This window comes from Caballeronia sp. LZ033, assembly GCF_031451265.1.
In the GTDB taxonomy this organism is placed as follows: domain Bacteria; phylum Pseudomonadota; class Gammaproteobacteria; order Burkholderiales; family Burkholderiaceae; genus Caballeronia.
Window position 1 is genome coordinate 731,632 of record NZ_JARUXQ010000001.1, and the last position, 17,567, is coordinate 749,198.

The 17,567-nt window shown below is 65.1% G+C and carries 11 protein-coding genes; 8 read left to right on the forward strand and 3 right to left on the reverse strand.

The annotated features are described in order from the left end of the window. The first annotated feature begins 2 nt into the window (after window positions 1-2). Window positions 3-4,142: a translocation/assembly module TamB domain-containing protein gene (locus QCE62_RS03480; protein ID WP_309914345.1), complete on the forward strand. Its 4,140-nt coding sequence runs from the start codon at window positions 3-5 to the stop codon at window positions 4,140-4,142. An 89-nt stretch (window positions 4,143-4,231) separates the two neighbouring features. Here the strand turns inward: QCE62_RS03480 and metG are convergent, their stop codons facing one another. After that, window positions 4,232-6,397, reverse strand: a complete 2,166-nt coding sequence (gene metG / locus QCE62_RS03485) for a methionine--tRNA ligase (RefSeq protein ID WP_309914348.1) — start codon at window positions 6,395-6,397, stop codon at window positions 4,232-4,234. A gap of 220 nt (window positions 6,398-6,617) precedes the next feature. Between metG and QCE62_RS03490 the strand changes: the two genes are divergently transcribed. Both QCE62_RS03490 and QCE62_RS03495 read left to right on the forward strand, forming a co-directional pair. Continuing rightward, the gene (locus QCE62_RS03490; protein WP_309914351.1) at window positions 6,618-6,797 is read left to right on the forward strand and encodes a type II toxin-antitoxin system HicA family toxin; all 180 of its coding nucleotides are present in this window, start codon (window positions 6,618-6,620) and stop codon (window positions 6,795-6,797) included. Between the two features lie 35 nt (window positions 6,798-6,832). Further along, the gene (locus QCE62_RS03495) at window positions 6,833-7,252 is read left to right on the forward strand and encodes a type II toxin-antitoxin system HicB family antitoxin (protein WP_309914354.1); all 420 of its coding nucleotides are present in this window, start codon (window positions 6,833-6,835) and stop codon (window positions 7,250-7,252) included. Window positions 7,253-7,487: 235 nt separating this feature from the next. On the opposite strand, the gene QCE62_RS03500 is transcribed toward QCE62_RS03495, so the two are convergent. Then, on the reverse strand, window positions 7,488-8,144 hold the full coding sequence (locus QCE62_RS03500) for an OmpA family protein (protein WP_309914358.1): 657 nt from the start codon (window positions 8,142-8,144) through the stop codon (window positions 7,488-7,490). Window positions 8,145-8,407: 263 nt separating this feature from the next. Here QCE62_RS03500 and apbC point away from each other — a divergent pair, with 263 nt between their 5' ends. The 4 genes from apbC to QCE62_RS03520 all read left to right on the forward strand — a co-directional run bounded on the left by apbC (window position 8,408) and on the right by QCE62_RS03520 (window position 13,277). Then, the gene (apbC, locus tag QCE62_RS03505; RefSeq protein WP_309914360.1) at window positions 8,408-9,496 is read left to right on the forward strand and encodes an iron-sulfur cluster carrier protein ApbC; all 1,089 of its coding nucleotides are present in this window, start codon (window positions 8,408-8,410) and stop codon (window positions 9,494-9,496) included. 118 nt (window positions 9,497-9,614) lie between these two features. Further along, window positions 9,615-10,148, forward strand: coding sequence for a superoxide dismutase family protein (locus QCE62_RS03510; RefSeq protein ID WP_309914363.1), 534 nt, complete (start codon window positions 9,615-9,617; stop codon window positions 10,146-10,148). A 168-nt stretch (window positions 10,149-10,316) separates the two neighbouring features. Continuing rightward, a complete protein-coding gene (dcd, locus tag QCE62_RS03515; RefSeq protein WP_309914366.1) occupies window positions 10,317-10,886 on the forward strand; it encodes a dCTP deaminase in 570 nt (189 codons plus the stop codon). A 105-nt stretch (window positions 10,887-10,991) separates the two neighbouring features. Then, on the forward strand, window positions 10,992-13,277 hold the full coding sequence (locus QCE62_RS03520) for an arginine/lysine/ornithine decarboxylase (RefSeq protein ID WP_309914367.1): 2,286 nt from the start codon (window positions 10,992-10,994) through the stop codon (window positions 13,275-13,277). 88 nt (window positions 13,278-13,365) lie between these two features. On the opposite strand, the gene QCE62_RS03525 is transcribed toward QCE62_RS03520, so the two are convergent. Then, window positions 13,366-14,502, reverse strand: a complete 1,137-nt coding sequence (locus QCE62_RS03525; RefSeq protein ID WP_309914370.1) for a winged helix-turn-helix domain-containing protein — start codon at window positions 14,500-14,502, stop codon at window positions 13,366-13,368. A gap of 395 nt (window positions 14,503-14,897) precedes the next feature. Between QCE62_RS03525 and QCE62_RS03530 the strand changes: the two genes are divergently transcribed. Further along, window positions 14,898-17,498, forward strand: coding sequence for a glycosyl hydrolase family 18 protein (locus QCE62_RS03530; protein ID WP_309914372.1), 2,601 nt, complete (start codon window positions 14,898-14,900; stop codon window positions 17,496-17,498). Window positions 17,499-17,567 lie beyond the last annotated feature (69 nt).

Consider the following 17,567-nt stretch of genomic DNA (forward strand, 5'->3'; position numbering starts at 1 on the left):
GCATGACCGAGCCGACCCCGCACCGCGACGCTGAAGCCCCGCCGCCCGGCAACGAAGCCGGCGCGGGCACTTCTGCGCCGCCGCCTCCGCCTCGCGGTAGCGCCGCGCGGCGGCTCGCGCGCTGGCTCGGCGTGCTGGTGCTGGTCGTGCTGCTGATCGCGGGGCTGGCGATCGGCACGGTCCTGTACGTGCTGAACACCGAGCGCGGTACGCGCTATGCATGGAACGCGGCCACGTCGCTGCTCAAGGGGCAACTGACCGGCACGCTCGACGGCGGCGCGATCGCCACCGGCCTGCGCCTGCGCGACGTCCACTGGAGGGACGGCAAGGGGACGGACATCGCGGTGGACAGCGTCTCGGGCCGCTGGGCGCTGACGCGCGAGCCGCTGCGTTTCACGATCGACTATCTGCACGTGGGGACGGTTGATGCGCGCATTGCGCCGTCGAATGAGCCCAGCAAGAAGACGGAATTGCCGAAGGATCTGCGCATTCCGATCCAGCTCGTCATCAACGATGTGTCGCTGGAAAAGCTGCGCCTGCACCAGGGCACGACGACCACCGAGTTCTCGCGCCTGCTCGTCAGTGGCCGCAGCGACGGCCAGCATCACCAGGCGACCGTGCAGCGGCTCGATACCCCGTTCGGCGCGGTGACGGCGGCGCTCAAGCTGGACGGCGGCGCGCGGCCTTTCCCGCTGTCGGGCGACGCCGGGTATTCCGGCAAGGTCGCCAATGAGGCGGTGACGGTCAGCGCGCGGCTGTCGGGCTCGCTCGAAGACCTGATCGCCGATGTCGACGCCAGCGGCATGAAGCTGAACGGCCGGGCGCACGTCGAAGCGCTGCCGTTCGCCGACGTGCCGCTCAAGTCCGCGCTCGTCACCTTCGATCACGTGAATCCGCAGGCCTTCAGCCCGGCGGCGCCCGAGGCGGACCTGGCCGTGCGCGCCGAAGTGAAACCGGTCGAAGGCGCGGATGCGAAGGGCTTCGTCGTGAGCGGCCCGGTGTCGATCGTCAACGCGAAGCCGGGTTCCATCGACAAGAAGCTGCTGCCGCTCATCGACGCGCACGCCGACGTCCGGCTCGACGCCTCCGCGCAGACCATCACGAACCTTGACGTGCGGCTCCTGAAGAACGCGACCGTGACCGGCGGCGGATCGCTGGCGGGCGGCAAGGGCAAGTTCGACCTGAAAGTGGCGAAGCTCGACCTCAACGCGATCGAACCGACCCTGCGTCCCACCGATTTCTCCGGTCCCATCGGCATCGTGCTGGACGGCGACAAGCAGAGCATCAGCGCCGACCTCAACGATCCGAAAGCGACCCTTCGCGCCCAGGCCAAGGTCAGGCTCGACCCGCAGCAAACCACGCTCGACGAAGTGAAGCTGACGGTGGGCCGTGGCCGCGTCGAGGCGAACGGCGTGCTGAAGAAGGACGCGAACTCCAGCTATGACCTGAAGGCGAAGTTCGTCGACTTCAATCCGCTGCTGCTGCAACAGCAACTGATCGCGCAGAAGCCCGCGCCGGTGAAGAAGGGCGCCGCGAAGAAACCCGTGCCGGCCGCGCGGCCAGTGGAAGCGCGCGTGAACGGCACGCTTGCCGCCGCCGGCACGCTCGCGCCGACGCTGACAGCAAAAGCCACGTTCAAGCTCAACGACAGCATGTACGACAACCTGCCGCTGACCGGCGAGGGCACCGTGCAGGTCGCGGGCACGCGCCTGTTGCCGAGCAAGGCGTCGCTGTCGGTGGCGGGCAACGATGTCGATCTGAACGGCAGCTTCGGTGCGCCCGGCGACCGGCTGCGCTTTCGTGTCGATGCGCCCGCGCTCGAACGGCTCGGCTTCGGCATCGCCGGCACGGTCAAGGCGGACGGCGACCTGACCGGCTCGATCGCGCATCCGAACGTCGCGGCGAATTATCAGGCCGATGGCCTCGTGTTCGGCGCCAACCGGCTGGGCCACGCGGAAGGCCGCGCCGATATCCGCGACGGCGCGAACGGCGCGCTCGTCTTCACGCTGAAGGCGCGCGACGCGAGCACGGACGGCATCGAGGTCGCGAATCTCGACGCCAGCCTGAACGGCACGCGCGCGCATCACACGCTCGACGTGACCGCGACCGGCAAGGTGCGCGGCCAGCCGGTCAATCTCGCGCTCGGCGCGAACGGCAAGTTCACCGACGCGCCCGACGGTCCGCACTGGGACGGCACGATCACGAAGCTGTCGAACAAGGGCACGCCCTCGGTCAATCTCGAAACGCCGCTGACCGTGAGCTACGGGCCGCAGCGGCTCGTGCTCGGCGCGACGCGGCTGGTTGCCGAAGGCGCGGTGCTGAGCCTCAAGTCCTTCGCGATGGAGCATGGCCGGATCCAGTCGGCGGGCACGCTGACGAATCTGTCGGTGCCGCATCTGCTCGAAGTGCGTCAGGAACTGACGGGCGCGGAGCCGCCGATCCGCACCGACCTCGTCTTCGACGGCGACTGGGACTTCTCGCTCGGCACCACGGCGACGGGCCACGTACAGATCAAGCGGCGCGCCGGCGACGTGACCATCGACGGGACGCGCGGCGTGGCCGCGCTCGGCGTCTCGGACATCACGGCGCGCGCGGACTTCTCCGGCGGCAACCGGCTCAACGCGTCGCTGCACGCGCAGGCGAGCCGCATCGGCGTGATCGACACGAACGTGCACACGCCGCTCGTGAACCGCGACGGCATGCTCACCGTCGACGACAACGCGCCGCTCACCGGCGCCGTCGACGCCAATATTCCCGAACTGCGCACGACCGGCGGCCTGCTCGGCGCGAACTATCTGCTTGGCGGCCGGATGGCGCTGAAGCTGGTGATCGCGGGTATCGTCGCGAAGCCGACGCTGTCGGGCTCGCTGACGGGCGACAACCTCTCCGCGACGGTCGTCGATCAGGGCGTGCAGCTGAAGGACGGCATCATCCGGATCGCGCTGGCGGAGAATCTTGTGGATTTCCAGCGCGTCGAGTTTCATGGCGCGAGCGGCACGCTGCGCGCAACCGGCAAGGTGCGGCTCGACCAGCAGCAGCCCGACCTGACGGCGAGCATCATCGCGGACAAGCTGGAGCTGTTCGCCTCGCCGGACCGCGAACTCACGCTCTCGGGCGAGGCGAAGATCGCCAACGCGGGGCTGGAGGGCGGCATGGCGATCGACGGCAAGTTCACCGTCGATCACGCGCTGATCGACTTGCCGGAGTCGTCCGCGCCGAAGCTCGGCGACGACGTGGTGATCGAACGCCCCGACGGCACCATCAAGGGCGAGAACCAGCAGCTCACGGCCGCGACCGGCAAGCCGGTGGGGCCGTTCACGCCGCGCGCGAACATCGAGATCAATCTGGGCCAGCGCTTCCGCTTCAAGGGCGCGGGCGCGGATCTCGGGCTGGCCGGCTCGATCACGGCGACGAGCGCGCCGAACATGCCGCTGCGCGCCGTCGGCAACGTGCGCGTGACGACGCCCGGCTCGTCGTACACCGCGTTCGGGCGCAAGCTGAACATCGAGAACGGCTTCTTCACCTTCAACGGGCCGGTGGCGAATCCGGGCATCAACATCCTGGCGATGCGGCGCAATCAGGAAGTCGAGGCCGGCGTGCAGGTGACCGGCACCGTGCAGGCGCCGGTCGCGCGGCTGATCTCCGAGCCGAGCGTGCCCGACAACGAGAAGCTCTCGTGGCTGCTGTTCGGGCACGGTACGGATCAGGGCAACAACGTCGGCCAGCAGAGCGCGATGACGAGCGCGCTCGCGCTGCTCGGCAGCAAGGGCGGCGCGAAGATCGCGCAGACGGTCGGGCTGGACGAGTTCACGGTGGGGTCGAGCGAAGTGGGCCTGACCGATCCGCAAGTCGTGCTGCTCTCGAAGGCGATCAACGAGCGCCTCGTGATCGGCTACGAGCAAGGGCTGCAATCGGCGGCCAACGCGGTCAAGGCGACGCTCAACCTGTCGCGCTTCTGGGCCGTGACGGTGTATGGCGGCACGTATCAGGGCGTCGATCTGTCCTACACGCGCAGGTTCAGTTCGTGGGCGCGGTTGTGGTCGGGGGCGTCTTCGCGGGCGGTCGCGTCTGCCGCGGACTCGGCTGCGGCGGCTTCCGGGGCGTCGTCGACTGAGGCCTCGCCGCCGGGCGACGCGGACTGAGCTTCTTCAGGCACAAGCGCGTGGCTGAAAGAAAGAAGGGCACGCGATTTGCGTGCCCTTTGTCTTTGCAGCGATGCCTTGTGGCGCGCTTACTTCACGCGCATGCCGGGCTTCGCGCCGCTGTGCGGCTCGAGGATGTAGAGGCCCGGCTCCGCCTTCTCGTTAGCCGCCGACGCCGCCAGCACCATCCCTTCGGACAGGCCGAACTTCATCTTGCGCGGCGCGAGATTGGCGACCATGACCGTGAGCTTGCCGATCAGGTCCTGCGGCTGATACGCCGACTTGATGCCGGAGAACACGTTGCGCGTCTTCTCCTCGCCGATGTCGAGCGTGAGTTGCAGCAGCTTGTCGGAGCCTTCGACGGCCTTGCAGTCGACGATCTTCGCGATGCGCAGGTCGATCTTCGCGAAATCGTCGATGGAGATGATGCCGCTCTCGTCCGTCTGGACCGTCTGGTCCTGCTTCGGCCTGGCGTCCTTCTTGGCGGTCGATGCCGGTGCGGCCGCCGCTGTGGCCGCTTCCGCGCCCGGCTGCAGCGATTCGCGGTTGGCCGCGAGCAAGGCCTCGATCTGCTTCGGATCGACGCGCGTGGTCAGGTGCTTGTACGCGTTGATCGGATTCGCCGACGACAGCGGCCGCGCCGCGTCCGTCCACACCAGCGGCGCGATGCCGAGGAACGCTTCCACGGCCTCGATGAGCTTCGGCAACACCGGCTTCAGCGCCAGCGACAGCAGGCGGAACGCTTCGAGACTCACGCTGCAGGTTTCATGCAGCGCGACGCTGTTGGCCGGGTCCTTTGCCTGATCCCAGGGCTTCGCGGTATCGACGTAGGCGTTGACGGCGTCAGCCAGTTCCATGGTCGTGCGCAGCGCGCGGCCATATTCGCGGGCTTCGTAGAACCCGGCGATCTGCGGAATGGCCGCACGCAACTGGCCGAGCAGCGGATGGTTCATCGCGCTGTCCTGCACGCGGCCTTCGAAGCGCTTGATCAGGAAGCCGGCTGCCCGGCTCGCGATGTTCACGTACTTGCCGACCAGATCGCTGTTCACGCGCGCCTGGAAGTCCTCCAGGTTCAGGTCGATGTCTTCCATCGTGCTGTTCAGCTTCGCCGCGAAGTAGTAGCGCAGCCACTCGGGGTTGATGCCCGTGTCGATCACGCTCTGCGCCGTGATGAAGGTGCCGCGCGACTTCGACATCTTGGCGCCGTCGACGGTCAGGAAGCCGTGCGCGAACACGTTCGTGGGCGTGCGATGGCCGGAGAATTCGAGCATGGCCGGCCAGAACAGCGTGTGGAAATACAGGATGTCCTTGCCGATGAAGTGATACTGCTCGGTCGTGGAGCCGGGCTTCACCCAGTCGTCGAACGCGAGGCCGAGACGGTCCGCAAGATTCCTGAAGCTCGCGTAATAGCCGACCGGCGCGTCCACCCACACGTAGAAGTACTTGCCCGGCGCGCCCGGAATTTCGAAGCCGAAGTAGGGCGAGTCGCGCGAGATGTCCCAGTCGGCGAGCTTGGCCTCGCCCTTGTCGCCGAGCCATTCGCGCATCTTGTTGGTCGCTTCCGGCTGCGCGAGCCCGCTGACCCAGCCGCGCAGGAACGATTCGCAGCGCGGGTCGGACAGGCGGAAGAAGTAATGGGTCGAGGTCTTGCGGACCGGCGTGGCGCCCGAGACGACCGAATACGGATTGATGAGCTCGGTGGGCTGGTAGGTCGAACCGCACACTTCGCAGTTGTCGCCGTACTGGTCCTTGGCGCCGCACTTCGGGCACTGGCCCTTGATGAAGCGGTCCGGCAGGAACATTTCCTTGACCGGATCGTAGGCCTGCTCGATGTCACGTGCCTCGATCAGGCCGGCCTGTTGCAGCGCGGCGTAGATCGAATTGCAGAGCGTGCGGTTTTCCTCGGCGTCGGTGGAGTAGTAGTTGTCGAAGGAGATGCCGAAGCTGTCGAAATCGCGCTTGTGTTCCTTCCACACGCGCTCGATCAGCTGTTTCGGCGTGATGCCTTCCTTCTCGGCGCGCAGCATGATGGGCGTGCCGTGGGTGTCGTCGGCGCCGACGTAATAGACCTCATGGCCATGCATGCGCAGCGTGCGAACCCAGATGTCCGTCTGAATGTACTCGACCATATGGCCGATGTGGATCTGACCGTTCGCGTAAGGGAGCGCGGACGTGACGAGGACCTGGCGGCGGCCGCTATCGGGCGTTGAAGCGGCGGGCGCGGTGGCGGCGGTGGCTGGAATCGGTGCTGACATGGAGGCGCGGCCTGGAGGAAGTGCAAGGATTATCAAATCGGCGAAAGATCGATTCTAGCAGGGCGATGATGGGCAGACGCCTCATGCCTCGCAAGCCTTGATTTGATGCTTTCCAGCATCGAAAAAATACATCAAAAAAGTTGCATTTTTCGCTTAGCGAGGGATAACATTCGTGTTGTATCTTCAGCGCTCCGATTGAACACGTTGGAGATCGAAGTGTATGAAGTACAGTGAGTTCAGAAGGTGGCTGCGCGAGCAAGGGGTAGAAATGAAGCCGGGAAAAGGCAGCCATTTTCGCTTGACCCTCAACGGCAGGATCAGCTCCTTCCCCGATCACGGCAGCAAGGAAATCGGAACGGGGCTGGTTCAGCAGATCAAGAAACAACTTGGATTGAAATAAGCGGGGTTGCCATGTTCTTCGGAGAATCCACCATCATGCTGTCTTATCCAGTCAATCTGGAACTCGACACCAACAACACTTATCTGGTTACGTTTCCGGATATTCCAGAGGCGGTTTCAGTCGGTGACGACGAGGACGAGGCCCTCTTGAACGCACTAGACGCGCTCGAAACGGTAATCGAGGCTTACTTCGACGAAAAGCGCGAAGTGCCCATGCCATCCAAGGCAGGAAAGGGCCAGCCAGTCGTGTCCTTGCCGGCGCTGGTCGTCTCGAAGGTGCTCTTGCAGAACGAAATGCTTCGCCAGGGCGTCCGCAAGGCAGAGCTCGCGCGTCGGCTCAACATCCACATGCCGCAAGTGGATCGCCTGCTGAACCCGCGTCATTCGTCGAAGCTGGAGACCATCGAAGCGGCGTTCCTGTCGCTCGGCAAGCGTCTCAAAATCTCGGTGGCGTGATCAGTCCGGTGCGTTCACAAACCGTACGCACAAAAAAAACCGGGGTCCAATTGGGCCCCGGAGCAACAACGACAAGAGGAGAATGGCAGGCGATGGCGTGGCCATCCACCTACCGTAAAGACAGACACGCGCCGCGCGTTCAAGTTTCAAATTTTTTTCAGACGCTTGCGCATTCGTGCCGCAACCCTCGCCGCAACGCTCTCGGCGCGGCGAATTCTCCTTTCAGATCAACCGATTACTGTACCTGTCCCGGCTGTGCCGTTGCGCGCAGATAAATCTCCACGCGACGATTCTGGGCACGGCCGGCTTCCGTCGAGTTGTCGGCGATCGGCTGGTTCTGGCCCATGCCCTGCGACGACAAACGTTGCGCCGCCACGCCGTGCGTCGCGATGTACGACGCGACACTCTGCGCGCGATTCTGCGACAGCGTCTGGTTGTAGGCCGGCTGGCCGGTGTTGTCCGTATGGCCGATGACGTTGGCCACCAGTTCCGGATGCTGCTGCAGCGTCTGCGTGACCGAGTTCAGCACCGGATCGAACGAAGGCTTGATGGCATAGCTGTTCGTATCGAACGAGATCGAATTCGGAATGTTCACCTTCAGCGAACCGTCCTGCTGCTCGGTCACCTGCGTGCCCGTGCCCTTCGAGTCGCCGGAAATCTTGTTGCGGATGGCCTGCCAGTTGTAGCCGACGATGCCGCCCGCCGCCGCGCCGGCGCCCGCGCCGATCGCCGCGCCCTTGCCGCCGCCGAAGATCGCGCCGATCGCCGCGCCGGTCGCGGCGCCCGCGCCGGTGCCGACTGCCGTGTTGGTGCCCTGCTGCGTCTGGCAGCCGGCAAGGATGGAGCCCGCGATGGCGAGCACGGACAGGCGAGTCATCAACTTCGTATTCATCTTTGATCTCCTTTGAATCGACAAGCATTCGGCGGCAGGCGCCGACAGTGCGGGAGGGTCTTCAAACGGGCCTCCGGACGAGCCTCTACAATAACGAGGAACCTGCCCGAGCGTCCCGTACGATGCGTCCCCGGAAACAATTGCTGCGGGATAGTGCAGCGCACGCGAGCCACGCGCAACGGCTCATAACAATTACTTTCAATTTCGTCAGTTTGTTGCAATGCGCCGCAAGCGGAGAGCAACAAGCGTTCCATGGAGCCCCAATGAGCATTGATCGCGCGCAGATCGACACCGCACTCGCCACACTGACCGATCCGAATACCCATCGCAAGTTCGTCGATACGAAAAGTTTTCGCAGCGTGTCCGTCGAAGGCTCGACGGTCGCGGTGAGCGTGGTGCTCGGCTATCCGGCGAAGTCGCAGTTCGACACCATCCGCGAGCAGGTGGCGGGCGCGCTGCGGCAGATTGCCGGCGTGTCGGACGTGAAGGTGGACGTTTCGTCGCAGGTAGTGGCGCATACCGTGCAGCGCGGCGTCAAACTGCTGCCGGGCGTCAAGAACATCATTGCAGTGGCATCGGGCAAGGGCGGCGTCGGCAAGAGCACGACGGCTGCGAACCTCGCGCTGGCGCTCGCAGCGGAAGGCGCATCGGTCGGCATGCTGGACGCCGACATCTACGGTCCCTCGCTGCCCATGATGCTCGGCATCACGGGCCGCCCGGAGTCGCCCGACAACCAGACGATGAACCCGCTGATCGGCCACGGCATCCAGGCCAACTCCATCGGCTTTCTGATCGAGCAGGACAACCCGATGGTCTGGCGCGGTCCGATGGTCACGTCCGCGCTCGAACAATTGCTGCGGCAGACCAACTGGCAGGACCTGGATTATCTGGTTATCGACATGCCGCCCGGAACCGGCGACATCCAGCTGACACTGGCGCAGAAGGTGCCGGTGACGGGCGCGGTGATCGTCACGACGCCGCAGGACATCGCGTTGCTGGACGCCAAGAAGGGCTTGAAGATGTTCGAGAAAGTCGGCATTCCGATTCTCGGTATCGTCGAGAACATGAGCACGCACATCTGTTCGAACTGCGGCCATGAAGAGCACATCTTCGGCGCGGGCGGCGGCGAGCGCATGGCGAAGGAATACGGCGTCGAGATCCTGGGGCAGCTGCCGCTCGACATCGCCATCCGCGAACGCACCGACGCCGGGCAGCCGACTGTCGTGTCGCAGCCGGAGAGCCGCATTGCGGAGACCTATCGCGCGATTGCACGGCGCGTCGCGATCGCGGTGGCCGACCGGCAGCGCGACATGAGCTCGAAGTTCCCGAGCATCGTGGTGCAGAACACCTGAGCGGAGCGCAGCAACGGATCACCGCGAGCCTTGTGCGGCGCGGCTCGCGGTATCATGTCGCCTTCGATGCGCGGCAGCGTGGATGCACAGGGCGTCAGCGGGCCGCCGAGAGGATCGCATGAGAATCAGATTCGACGGGAAGGCGCTCCACGCCTTGATCGCGACGGCCGCGTGCAGCGTCATGCTGAGCGGCTGCGGCCTCATCTTCCAGAACCACGAAAAACGCGCGGACGCGGTGCTCCAGCCGACGCCCGGCAATGCCGCGCGCGGCACCATCACGCTGATCGAGCGCGCCGACGGCGTGCAAGTCTCCTACAGCCTCACCGACATGCCGCCCAACAGCGACCACGCGCTGACCGTGCATGAGCGCGGCGACTGCATCGCCGTCAACGACCAGGACACCAGCCCGGTATTCGCGCTGCCCTCGGAGCGCAGGCGCGCGTCGAGCCGTCTCGAGGGCGAACTCGGCAACATTCACGCGGACGCGAACGGCGCGGCAACCGGTTTCATCGTGGCGACGGACGTCTCGCTCGACGGCGTGCGCTCGGTCATTTCCCGCGCCATCATGCTGCACCGCGAGGCCATGGACCCGTACGCGAGCGCGCCGCACAACGTGGGACCGGCGCTCGCCTGCGGCGTGATTCGCCGCTAGGGGCGCGCCTCGCGCGGTGTCTCGGGCGCCGCGCCCCGATCGCGTAAAATACGCGCTTTCGTCTGGCGGGTGCGGCAGGGGCAGGACAGGCCGCCGCGCGCCAGGCTTCGTTTGACAGCAGGCGGCGGTCGCCAGACCGGAGCCGTTCACCGTTGAGTAGCGTCCCCTATGAGCATCAAGTCCGACAAGTGGATTCGCCGCATGGCCGAAGAGCACAAGATGATCGAGCCGTTCGTGCCCGATCAGGTGCGGGTCTCCGAGGACGGCCGCAAGATCGTGAGCTACGGCACGTCGAGCTACGGCTACGACATCCGCGTCGCCGACGAATTCAAGATCTTCACCAACATCAATTCGACCATCGTCGACCCGAAGGCCTTCGACGAAAAATCGTTCGTGGACTTCAAGGGCGATGTCTGCATCATCCCGCCGAATTCGTTCGCGCTGGCCCGCACGGTGGAATATTTCCGCATTCCGCGCTCGTGCCTGACCGTGTGCCTCGGCAAGTCCACCTACGCGCGTTGCGGCATCATCGTGAACGTGACGCCGTTCGAGCCGGAATGGGAAGGCTATGTGACGCTCGAATTCTCGAATACGACACCTTTGCCTGCCAAAATCTACGCGAACGAAGGTGTTGCGCAGGTCCTGTTCTTCGAGAGCGACGAAATGTGCGAGACCTCGTACGCGGATCGCGGCGGGAAATATCAAGGGCAGCACGGCGTGACGCTGCCGAAAACCTGATCATCGCCGCGCGTTTCGAGACGCACACGGCAGACGTTTGGTCGAAGACCGCTGGCTTCGGGATTGCTTCCCGGACAGCGGTCGTTCCATTTGGAGAATCGCCTCATGAAGTTTCGCTTTCCCGTCGTCATCATTGACGAAGACTTTCGCTCCGAGAACATCTCGGGTTCCGGCATCCGGGCGCTCGCCGAGGCGATCGAGAAGGAAGGCGTCGAAGTCCTCGGCCTGACGAGCTACGGCGACCTGGCCGCGTTCGCGCAGCAGTCGAGCCGCGCGTCGTGCTTCATCCTGTCCATCGACGACGACGAACTGCTGCCTTACGCCGACAACGTCGTCGTGGAAGGCGACACGCCCGAGCTGGCCTCGGCCATCGTCGCGCTGCGGGCGTTCATCGAGGCGGTGCGCCGCCGCAACGCCGACATCCCCATCTTCCTGTACGGCGAAACGCGCACCTCGCGCCATCTGCCGAACGACATCCTGCGCGAACTGCACGGCTTCATCCACATGTTCGAGGACACGCCGGAGTTCGTCGCGCGCCACGTGATCCGCGAGGCGAAGGTGTATCTCGATGCGCTGGCGCCGCCGTTCTTCAAGGAACTGGTGCAGTACGCGGACGAAGGCTCGTACTCGTGGCACTGTCCCGGGCACTCGGGCGGCGTCGCGTTCCTGAAGAATCCGCTGGGGCAGATGTTCCACCAGTTCTTCGGCGAGAACATGTTGCGCGCGGACGTCTGCAACGCGGTGGAGGAACTGGGCCAGCTGCTCGACCACACCGGCCCGGTCGCGGCCTCGGAGCGCAACGCGGCGCGCATCTTCGGCGCGGATCACCTGTTCTTCGTGACCAACGGCACGTCCACGTCGAACAAGATCGTCTGGCATGCGACGGTCGCGCCCGACGACATCGTGCTGGTGGACCGCAACTGCCACAAGTCGATCCTGCACGCCATCACGATGACCGGCGCGATTCCGGTGTTCCTCACGCCGACGCGCAATCACTTCGGCATCATCGGGCCCATTCCGCGCGACGAGTTCAAGCCGGAGAACATCCGCAAGAAGATCGAGGCGAATCCGTTCGCGCGCGAGGCGCTGGCGAAGAACCCGAAGATCAAGCCGCGCATCCTGACGATCACGCAGAGCACCTATGACGGCGTGATCTACAACGTCGAGATGATCAAGGACCTGCTCGGCGACATGCTCGACACGCTCCATTTCGACGAAGCCTGGCTGCCGCACGCCGAGTTCCACTCGTTCTACCAGGACATGCACGCGATCGGCGCGGGCCGTCCGCGCACCGGCGCGCTCGTGTTCGCGACCCACTCCACGCACAAGCTGCTCGCCGGCATCTCGCAGGCGTCGCAGATTCTCGTGCAGGACAGCGAGAACAGCACGTTCGACCGCCATCGTTTCAACGAGGCGTACCTGATGCACACGTCCACGTCGCCGCAATACGCGATCATCGCGTCCTGCGACGTGGCCGCCGCGATGATGGAAGCGCCCGGCGGCACGGCGCTGGTGGAAGAATCGATTGCGGAGGCGATCGACTTCCGCCGCGCGATGCGCAAGGTCGACGCCGAATACGGCGACGACTGGTTCTTCACCGTATGGGGCCCCGAGGCGCTGACGGAAGAGGGCATCGGCGACCGCGAGGAGTGGATGCTCAAGCCGAACGACCGCTGGCACGGCTTCGGCGCGCTCGCCGAGAACTTCAACATGCTCGACCCCATCAAGGCGACGATCATCACGCCGGGGCTCGACGTGGACGGCGAATTCGGCGAGACCGGCATTCCGGCCGCGATCGTCACGAAGTATCTGGCCGAGCACGGCATCATCGTGGAGAAGACCGGGCTGTATTCGTTCTTCATCATGTTCACGATCGGCATCACCAAGGGCCGCTGGAACTCGATGGTCACCGAACTCCAGCAGTTCAAGGACGACTACGACAACAACCAGCCGCTGTGGCGCGTGCTGCCGGAGTTCGTCGCGCAGCATCCGTCGTATGAGCGCATCGGCCTGCGTGATTTGTGCGAGCAGATTCACAGCGTGTACCGCGCCAACAACATCGCGCGCCTCACCACCGAGATGTACCTGTCGAGCATGGAGCCGGCGATGAAGCCGTCCGAAGCGTTCGCCAAGCTCGCGCACCGCGAGATCGACCGGGTGCCCATCGACGAACTCGAAGGGCGCGTGACCTCCATCCTGCTGACGCCGTATCCGCCGGGCATTCCGCTGCTGATCCCGGGCGAGCGCTTCAACCGCACGATCGTCGATTACCTGCGCTTCGCGCGCGAGTTCAACGAGCGCTTCCCCGGTTTCCATACGGACATCCACGGGCTGGTCGGCGAGATGATCAACGGCCGGGTCGAATACTTCGTCGACTGCGTGCGCGGCTGATCCATAGCGCGTCGCAGGTCTGGCATCTGGCGCCCGCGCAGGCCCGACAGCCTGCGCGGGTTTTTTTTATGAGTGTCGCAGCGCCATGTCAGCTGCCCAGCCTGTGTGCGGAATAGGACGCGGGCATGTCGCTGACGCTGCGGCAGCCGGCCGCGTGCAGGTCCTTGATGACGTCGCACCAGGCGTCGTCCACGGCTTCGGTCATCGAGCCATGCGGTTTGATCGACAGTGACGCGGCCACGTCGCGAACGAAGACATCGTGCACGACCTGCCGGTCGCATCGCGTCAGGCTGACCGGGCGCAGGGCGCGTTGATGCGCGGGTGTCGGATGGCTGTTGGAGAGCGTCAGCAGAACCGCCATGGCCAGTGTGGCCGACGCGGGTAATCCGGGCAGCCGCACGCCGGCCCGTCCCGACAACGACGGCGTACAGGACGTTTCGTCGCGCGCCATCCCGTGCGTCTCGGAGTGCGCTTCCGCAGCGGGGTCCATCGCGCAGAAGCGATAGCCGACGCCCGGCACGTGAACGATGCGATGAGCAAGACCCAGTGGTTCGAGCGAGCGTCGCAAGCGGGACACGAGACGCGTGAGCCGGTGCACGTCGATGTTCTCCTCGTTGCCCCAGATGCGCACGATCAACTCCTGGCGCCGCAGCGTGACGTCGGGCTGCTCGACGAAGGCTTCCAGCAGTGCGCGTTCGAAGCCGGTGAGATGGCCGGTCGTGCCCGCGAACGTCACGGTCCCGAGCCGGGCGTGAATGACCGGCAGGCCGCCCGGTACGGAGGGTGCGGCTTGCAATACGCGGTTCGCACCGGCATCGCGCCGCGCCGGGCGACATCTCTCCAGCAGCGCGCGCCATCCACGCAGCTGGGGCGCGGGCGGCTCGTCCATCCCTTCCGCACCGGGCAGGTCCTGCAGCTGCAAGCCCTCCGCATCGAAGCGATAGCCCATGCGCGGCATGGTCACGATGCGCTCGCACAGGCCCAAGGGCTTCAGCGCCTTGCGCACGCGATACACCAACTGCGTGAGATAGAGATCGTCCATATAGGCGGCGCGCGGCCCCCAGATGGCATCCATCAGTTCCTCGCGTTCGCACACGCGTCCCTGCGCCGTCACCAGCAGCCGCAGGACTTCTTTTTCCTGACCCGATATGCGGGCGGCGACCTGACCGCTGCAGACGCGGTCGTGTTGCCAGTCGAATCGTGTGCTGCTCCTTGCGTTGTCCATCATGTCCTCGTGCGTTGAAGACGCTTACCGTAGCAACAGAGGCGGGTCGGAGACCATGGAAGAACTGACACGTTTGCGCACGAGGGACGGACATAGGAGGGACACACCCAAGGCGATGGCGCTGTCCTGGCGTTGAAGACCCGCATGCATTTCGACAGACGTGTCTTCAAGGCGTCGAGCAGGGCTTGACCAGGCGCGGTTGCAGTTCCCGAATGAAATCAGGCCGCCTGCACGGGCCTGTCGATGTGGACGACGGCGACGCGCGGCGGACCTTGAGTCTTCCACACGTTTCCCATGTCATTGTTCGCCTGCATTCCTGAACATGGTCCTGTCACCCCGGGGCACGAAGCGCACCGGGCAGACGAACCTTTTCATACTGGATCAGGAGGAATGCAATGAGCAACACATGCAAGACAACGAACCACGCCGTATCGAACGAGGTCATGACGAACCGCAATGTCGAAGGCGGCCGCCCGAACAGCAAGCTCGTCTACAACGGCGATCCCGGCAACACCTATGGCGCGAAGGGCGCGACCAAAAAGAAGTACGGCATGAATGCCTACGATCCGAAAACGGAAACACAGGATTTCAGCTATACGTCCGGCCGCGTGGCGAAGCGCGTGTACAACCGCTACAAGTCGAACGACAAGAAGGTGTCCGGCTACTACACGGACTGGTCGCAGTACGACGGCCGCTACCTCGGCGATTTCGGCGACGCGGATTGCGGCCGCGGCATCGACCTGATGGCGCTCGATCCGTTCGCCTACGACAAGCTCATCATCGGCTTCCTGGGGATCGTCGGCGACAAGGGCGAGAACAGCGCGCCCATCCAGCAGGCCGCGCAGGACTTCGCGTGCAGCCCAAACGAAGCCACCTTCGTCGATGCATGGGGCGACGTGAGCTCGTATATCGACTGTGGTTTCTCGACGCCCGCCAGCGGCAGCTACACGGAGCTGTTCTATCAGAACAAGGCGCAGGGCGTGCTCGGCGGGCTGCGCAAGCTGCACGAGAAGAACCCGGATCTCGTGATGGCGCTCAGCATCGGCGGCTGGACCATGAGCGAGGCGTTTCACTGGGTCGCCGCCGACGCCGGCAAGCGCAAGACGTTCATCAATAGCGTGCTGGACATCCTGTCGCGCTTCCCGATGTTCACCGAACTGGATCTCGACTGGGAATACCCGGGCGCGGAAGGCAACACGGGCAACACCTACGACGCCAGCGACGCGCCGAATTTCGCGATCCTCGTGAGCGAACTGGGCGCGGCGCTGAAGCAGGCCGGCCGCGAGGACGTGAAGATCAGCATCGCGGTGTCGGCGGACGTCGACAAGATGAAGGCCGCTCATCTGGACAAGATGCTGGAGGCCGGCGTCTACGGCTTCAATCTGATGACCTATGACTTCTTCGGCACGCCGTGGTCGGAGGGACTCGCGCATCACACGAACCTGCATCCGTTCAACGCCGACGGCTTCAGCATCGATGCCGCCGTCGACTATCTTGAACAGACCGTCGGCATTCCGCTCGAGCGGGTCGCGCTGGGCTACGCCGCCTACAGCCGCAGCGGGCGCAATGCGAACATCGCGAGCTTCTCGCCGCTCCAGGGCAGCTACGATCCGGGCCAGGGCACGACCACCGGCAGCTTCGAGTCGGGCGTCACCGAGTGGTACGACCTGATCTACAACTATGTCGATCTCGAGAACCAGGCGGGCATCAACGGCTACAACGTCTACACCGACGAAATCGCCGATGCCGACTATCTCTACAGCCCGGACTCGCGGCTGTTCCTGTCCGTCGATACGCCTCGCACCGTGAAGGCCAAGGGCGAGTACGTGCGCGAGCGCGGGCTGGCCGGACTGTTCACGTGGACCATCGACCTGGATAACGGCCTGCTCGTCAATGCGGCGCGCGAGGGTCTCGGCAACGAGATCGAGGTGGAGCATGTCGACATGGAGCCGTTCTACTTCAAGGGCATCAACGTGACGGGCGAGAATCATCCGCCGGTCGCCGTCATCGACGGTCCGGCCACGGCAGCGGCGGGCGCGACCGTGACCTATACGGGCGCGCGTTCCAGCGATACCGACGGCGACGCGCTCACGTTCCGCTGGTCGGCGCCGGGCCTGTCGTTCGATGGCGCGACCACGATGGAGGTGAGCGGCGCCGTGCCGGCGAACGCTGCGCCGAAGTACACGGTCAGCCTGACGGTCGACGACGGCCGAGGCGGCACGGATACCGCGAAGCTCGAACTCGACGTGCAGTCGGACAGCGATCATCCGCCAGTCGCGAAGCTGCTGGTGCAGCTCGATGCGGGTACGCCGTTCAAACTGTCGGGTGCGCAGTCGTCCGACCCTGACGGCGATGCGCTGACCTGCTTGTGGAACGCGCCCGGCCTGCCGTTCGACGGCTCCACGCAGGTGAGCGTCGCGGCGTCGATGCCGACTGTCACCGAGGTGACCGACTATCTCGTGCATCTTTCGGTGAGCGACGGCACGTCGAGCGCGAGCGAGACGGTGTGCCTCGAAGCGAAGCCGGTGTCCACGCCGGTCACTGCCGTGATCACCGGGACGACCAACGTTCAGGCGGGCGGACCGCTGGCCTTGTCGGGCGCGGCATCGACGGGTCCGGGTGTGCTGACCTATCTGTGGAGCGCACCGGGCTTGCCGTTCGACCAGTCGCGCGGCATGAGCGTGAACGTGACGGCGCCGGCGGTCAGCAGCACGACCGCGTATCCGGTCCAGCTCACGGTAACGGGCAACGGCGGCAGCGGTCCGGCTTCGACCGCCACGACGACCGTGACCGTCGCGCCGGCGGGCGACACAGGCACCTGGGTGCCGCAGGACTATCCGGGCGGTTCGACCGTGACGCACAACTACAAAGGCCAGGGGCTGCACACCTACGTGACGCAGTGGTGGGCCACGTCGTACGACGAGCCGGGCAATCCGGCCTGCACGGGCAAGACCGCGGCGGACGCCAAGCCGTGGATCGACAAGGGCGCGGTCTGACGCGCGGTCCGGCCGGGCGGGGCGGCTGACGCTGTCCCGGAGCGGCCGCGCGGCGGCGCTCTTGAAGAC

Excerpts from the sequence above, each read along its gene's own strand:
- QCE62_RS03495 (WP_309914354.1), top strand. The coding sequence starts at position 6,833 with ATGCTGTCTTATCCAGTCAATCTGGAACTCGACACCAACAACACTTAT.
- metG (WP_309914348.1), bottom strand. The coding sequence starts at position 6,397 with ATGTCAGCACCGATTCCAGCCACCGCCGCCACCGCGCCCGCCGCTTCA.
- apbC (WP_309914360.1), top strand. The coding sequence starts at position 8,408 with ATGAGCATTGATCGCGCGCAGATCGACACCGCACTCGCCACACTGACC.
- QCE62_RS03490 (WP_309914351.1), top strand. The coding sequence starts at position 6,618 with ATGAAGTACAGTGAGTTCAGAAGGTGGCTGCGCGAGCAAGGGGTAGAA.
- dcd (WP_309914366.1), top strand. The coding sequence starts at position 10,317 with ATGAGCATCAAGTCCGACAAGTGGATTCGCCGCATGGCCGAAGAGCAC.
- QCE62_RS03520 (WP_309914367.1), top strand. The coding sequence starts at position 10,992 with ATGAAGTTTCGCTTTCCCGTCGTCATCATTGACGAAGACTTTCGCTCC.
- QCE62_RS03500 (WP_309914358.1), bottom strand. The coding sequence starts at position 8,144 with ATGAATACGAAGTTGATGACTCGCCTGTCCGTGCTCGCCATCGCGGGC.
- QCE62_RS03510 (WP_309914363.1), top strand. The coding sequence starts at position 9,615 with ATGAGAATCAGATTCGACGGGAAGGCGCTCCACGCCTTGATCGCGACG.
- QCE62_RS03530 (WP_309914372.1), top strand. The coding sequence starts at position 14,898 with ATGAGCAACACATGCAAGACAACGAACCACGCCGTATCGAACGAGGTC.
- QCE62_RS03525 (WP_309914370.1), bottom strand. The coding sequence starts at position 14,502 with ATGGACAACGCAAGGAGCAGCACACGATTCGACTGGCAACACGACCGC.
- QCE62_RS03480 (WP_309914345.1), top strand. The coding sequence starts at position 3 with ATGACCGAGCCGACCCCGCACCGCGACGCTGAAGCCCCGCCGCCCGGC.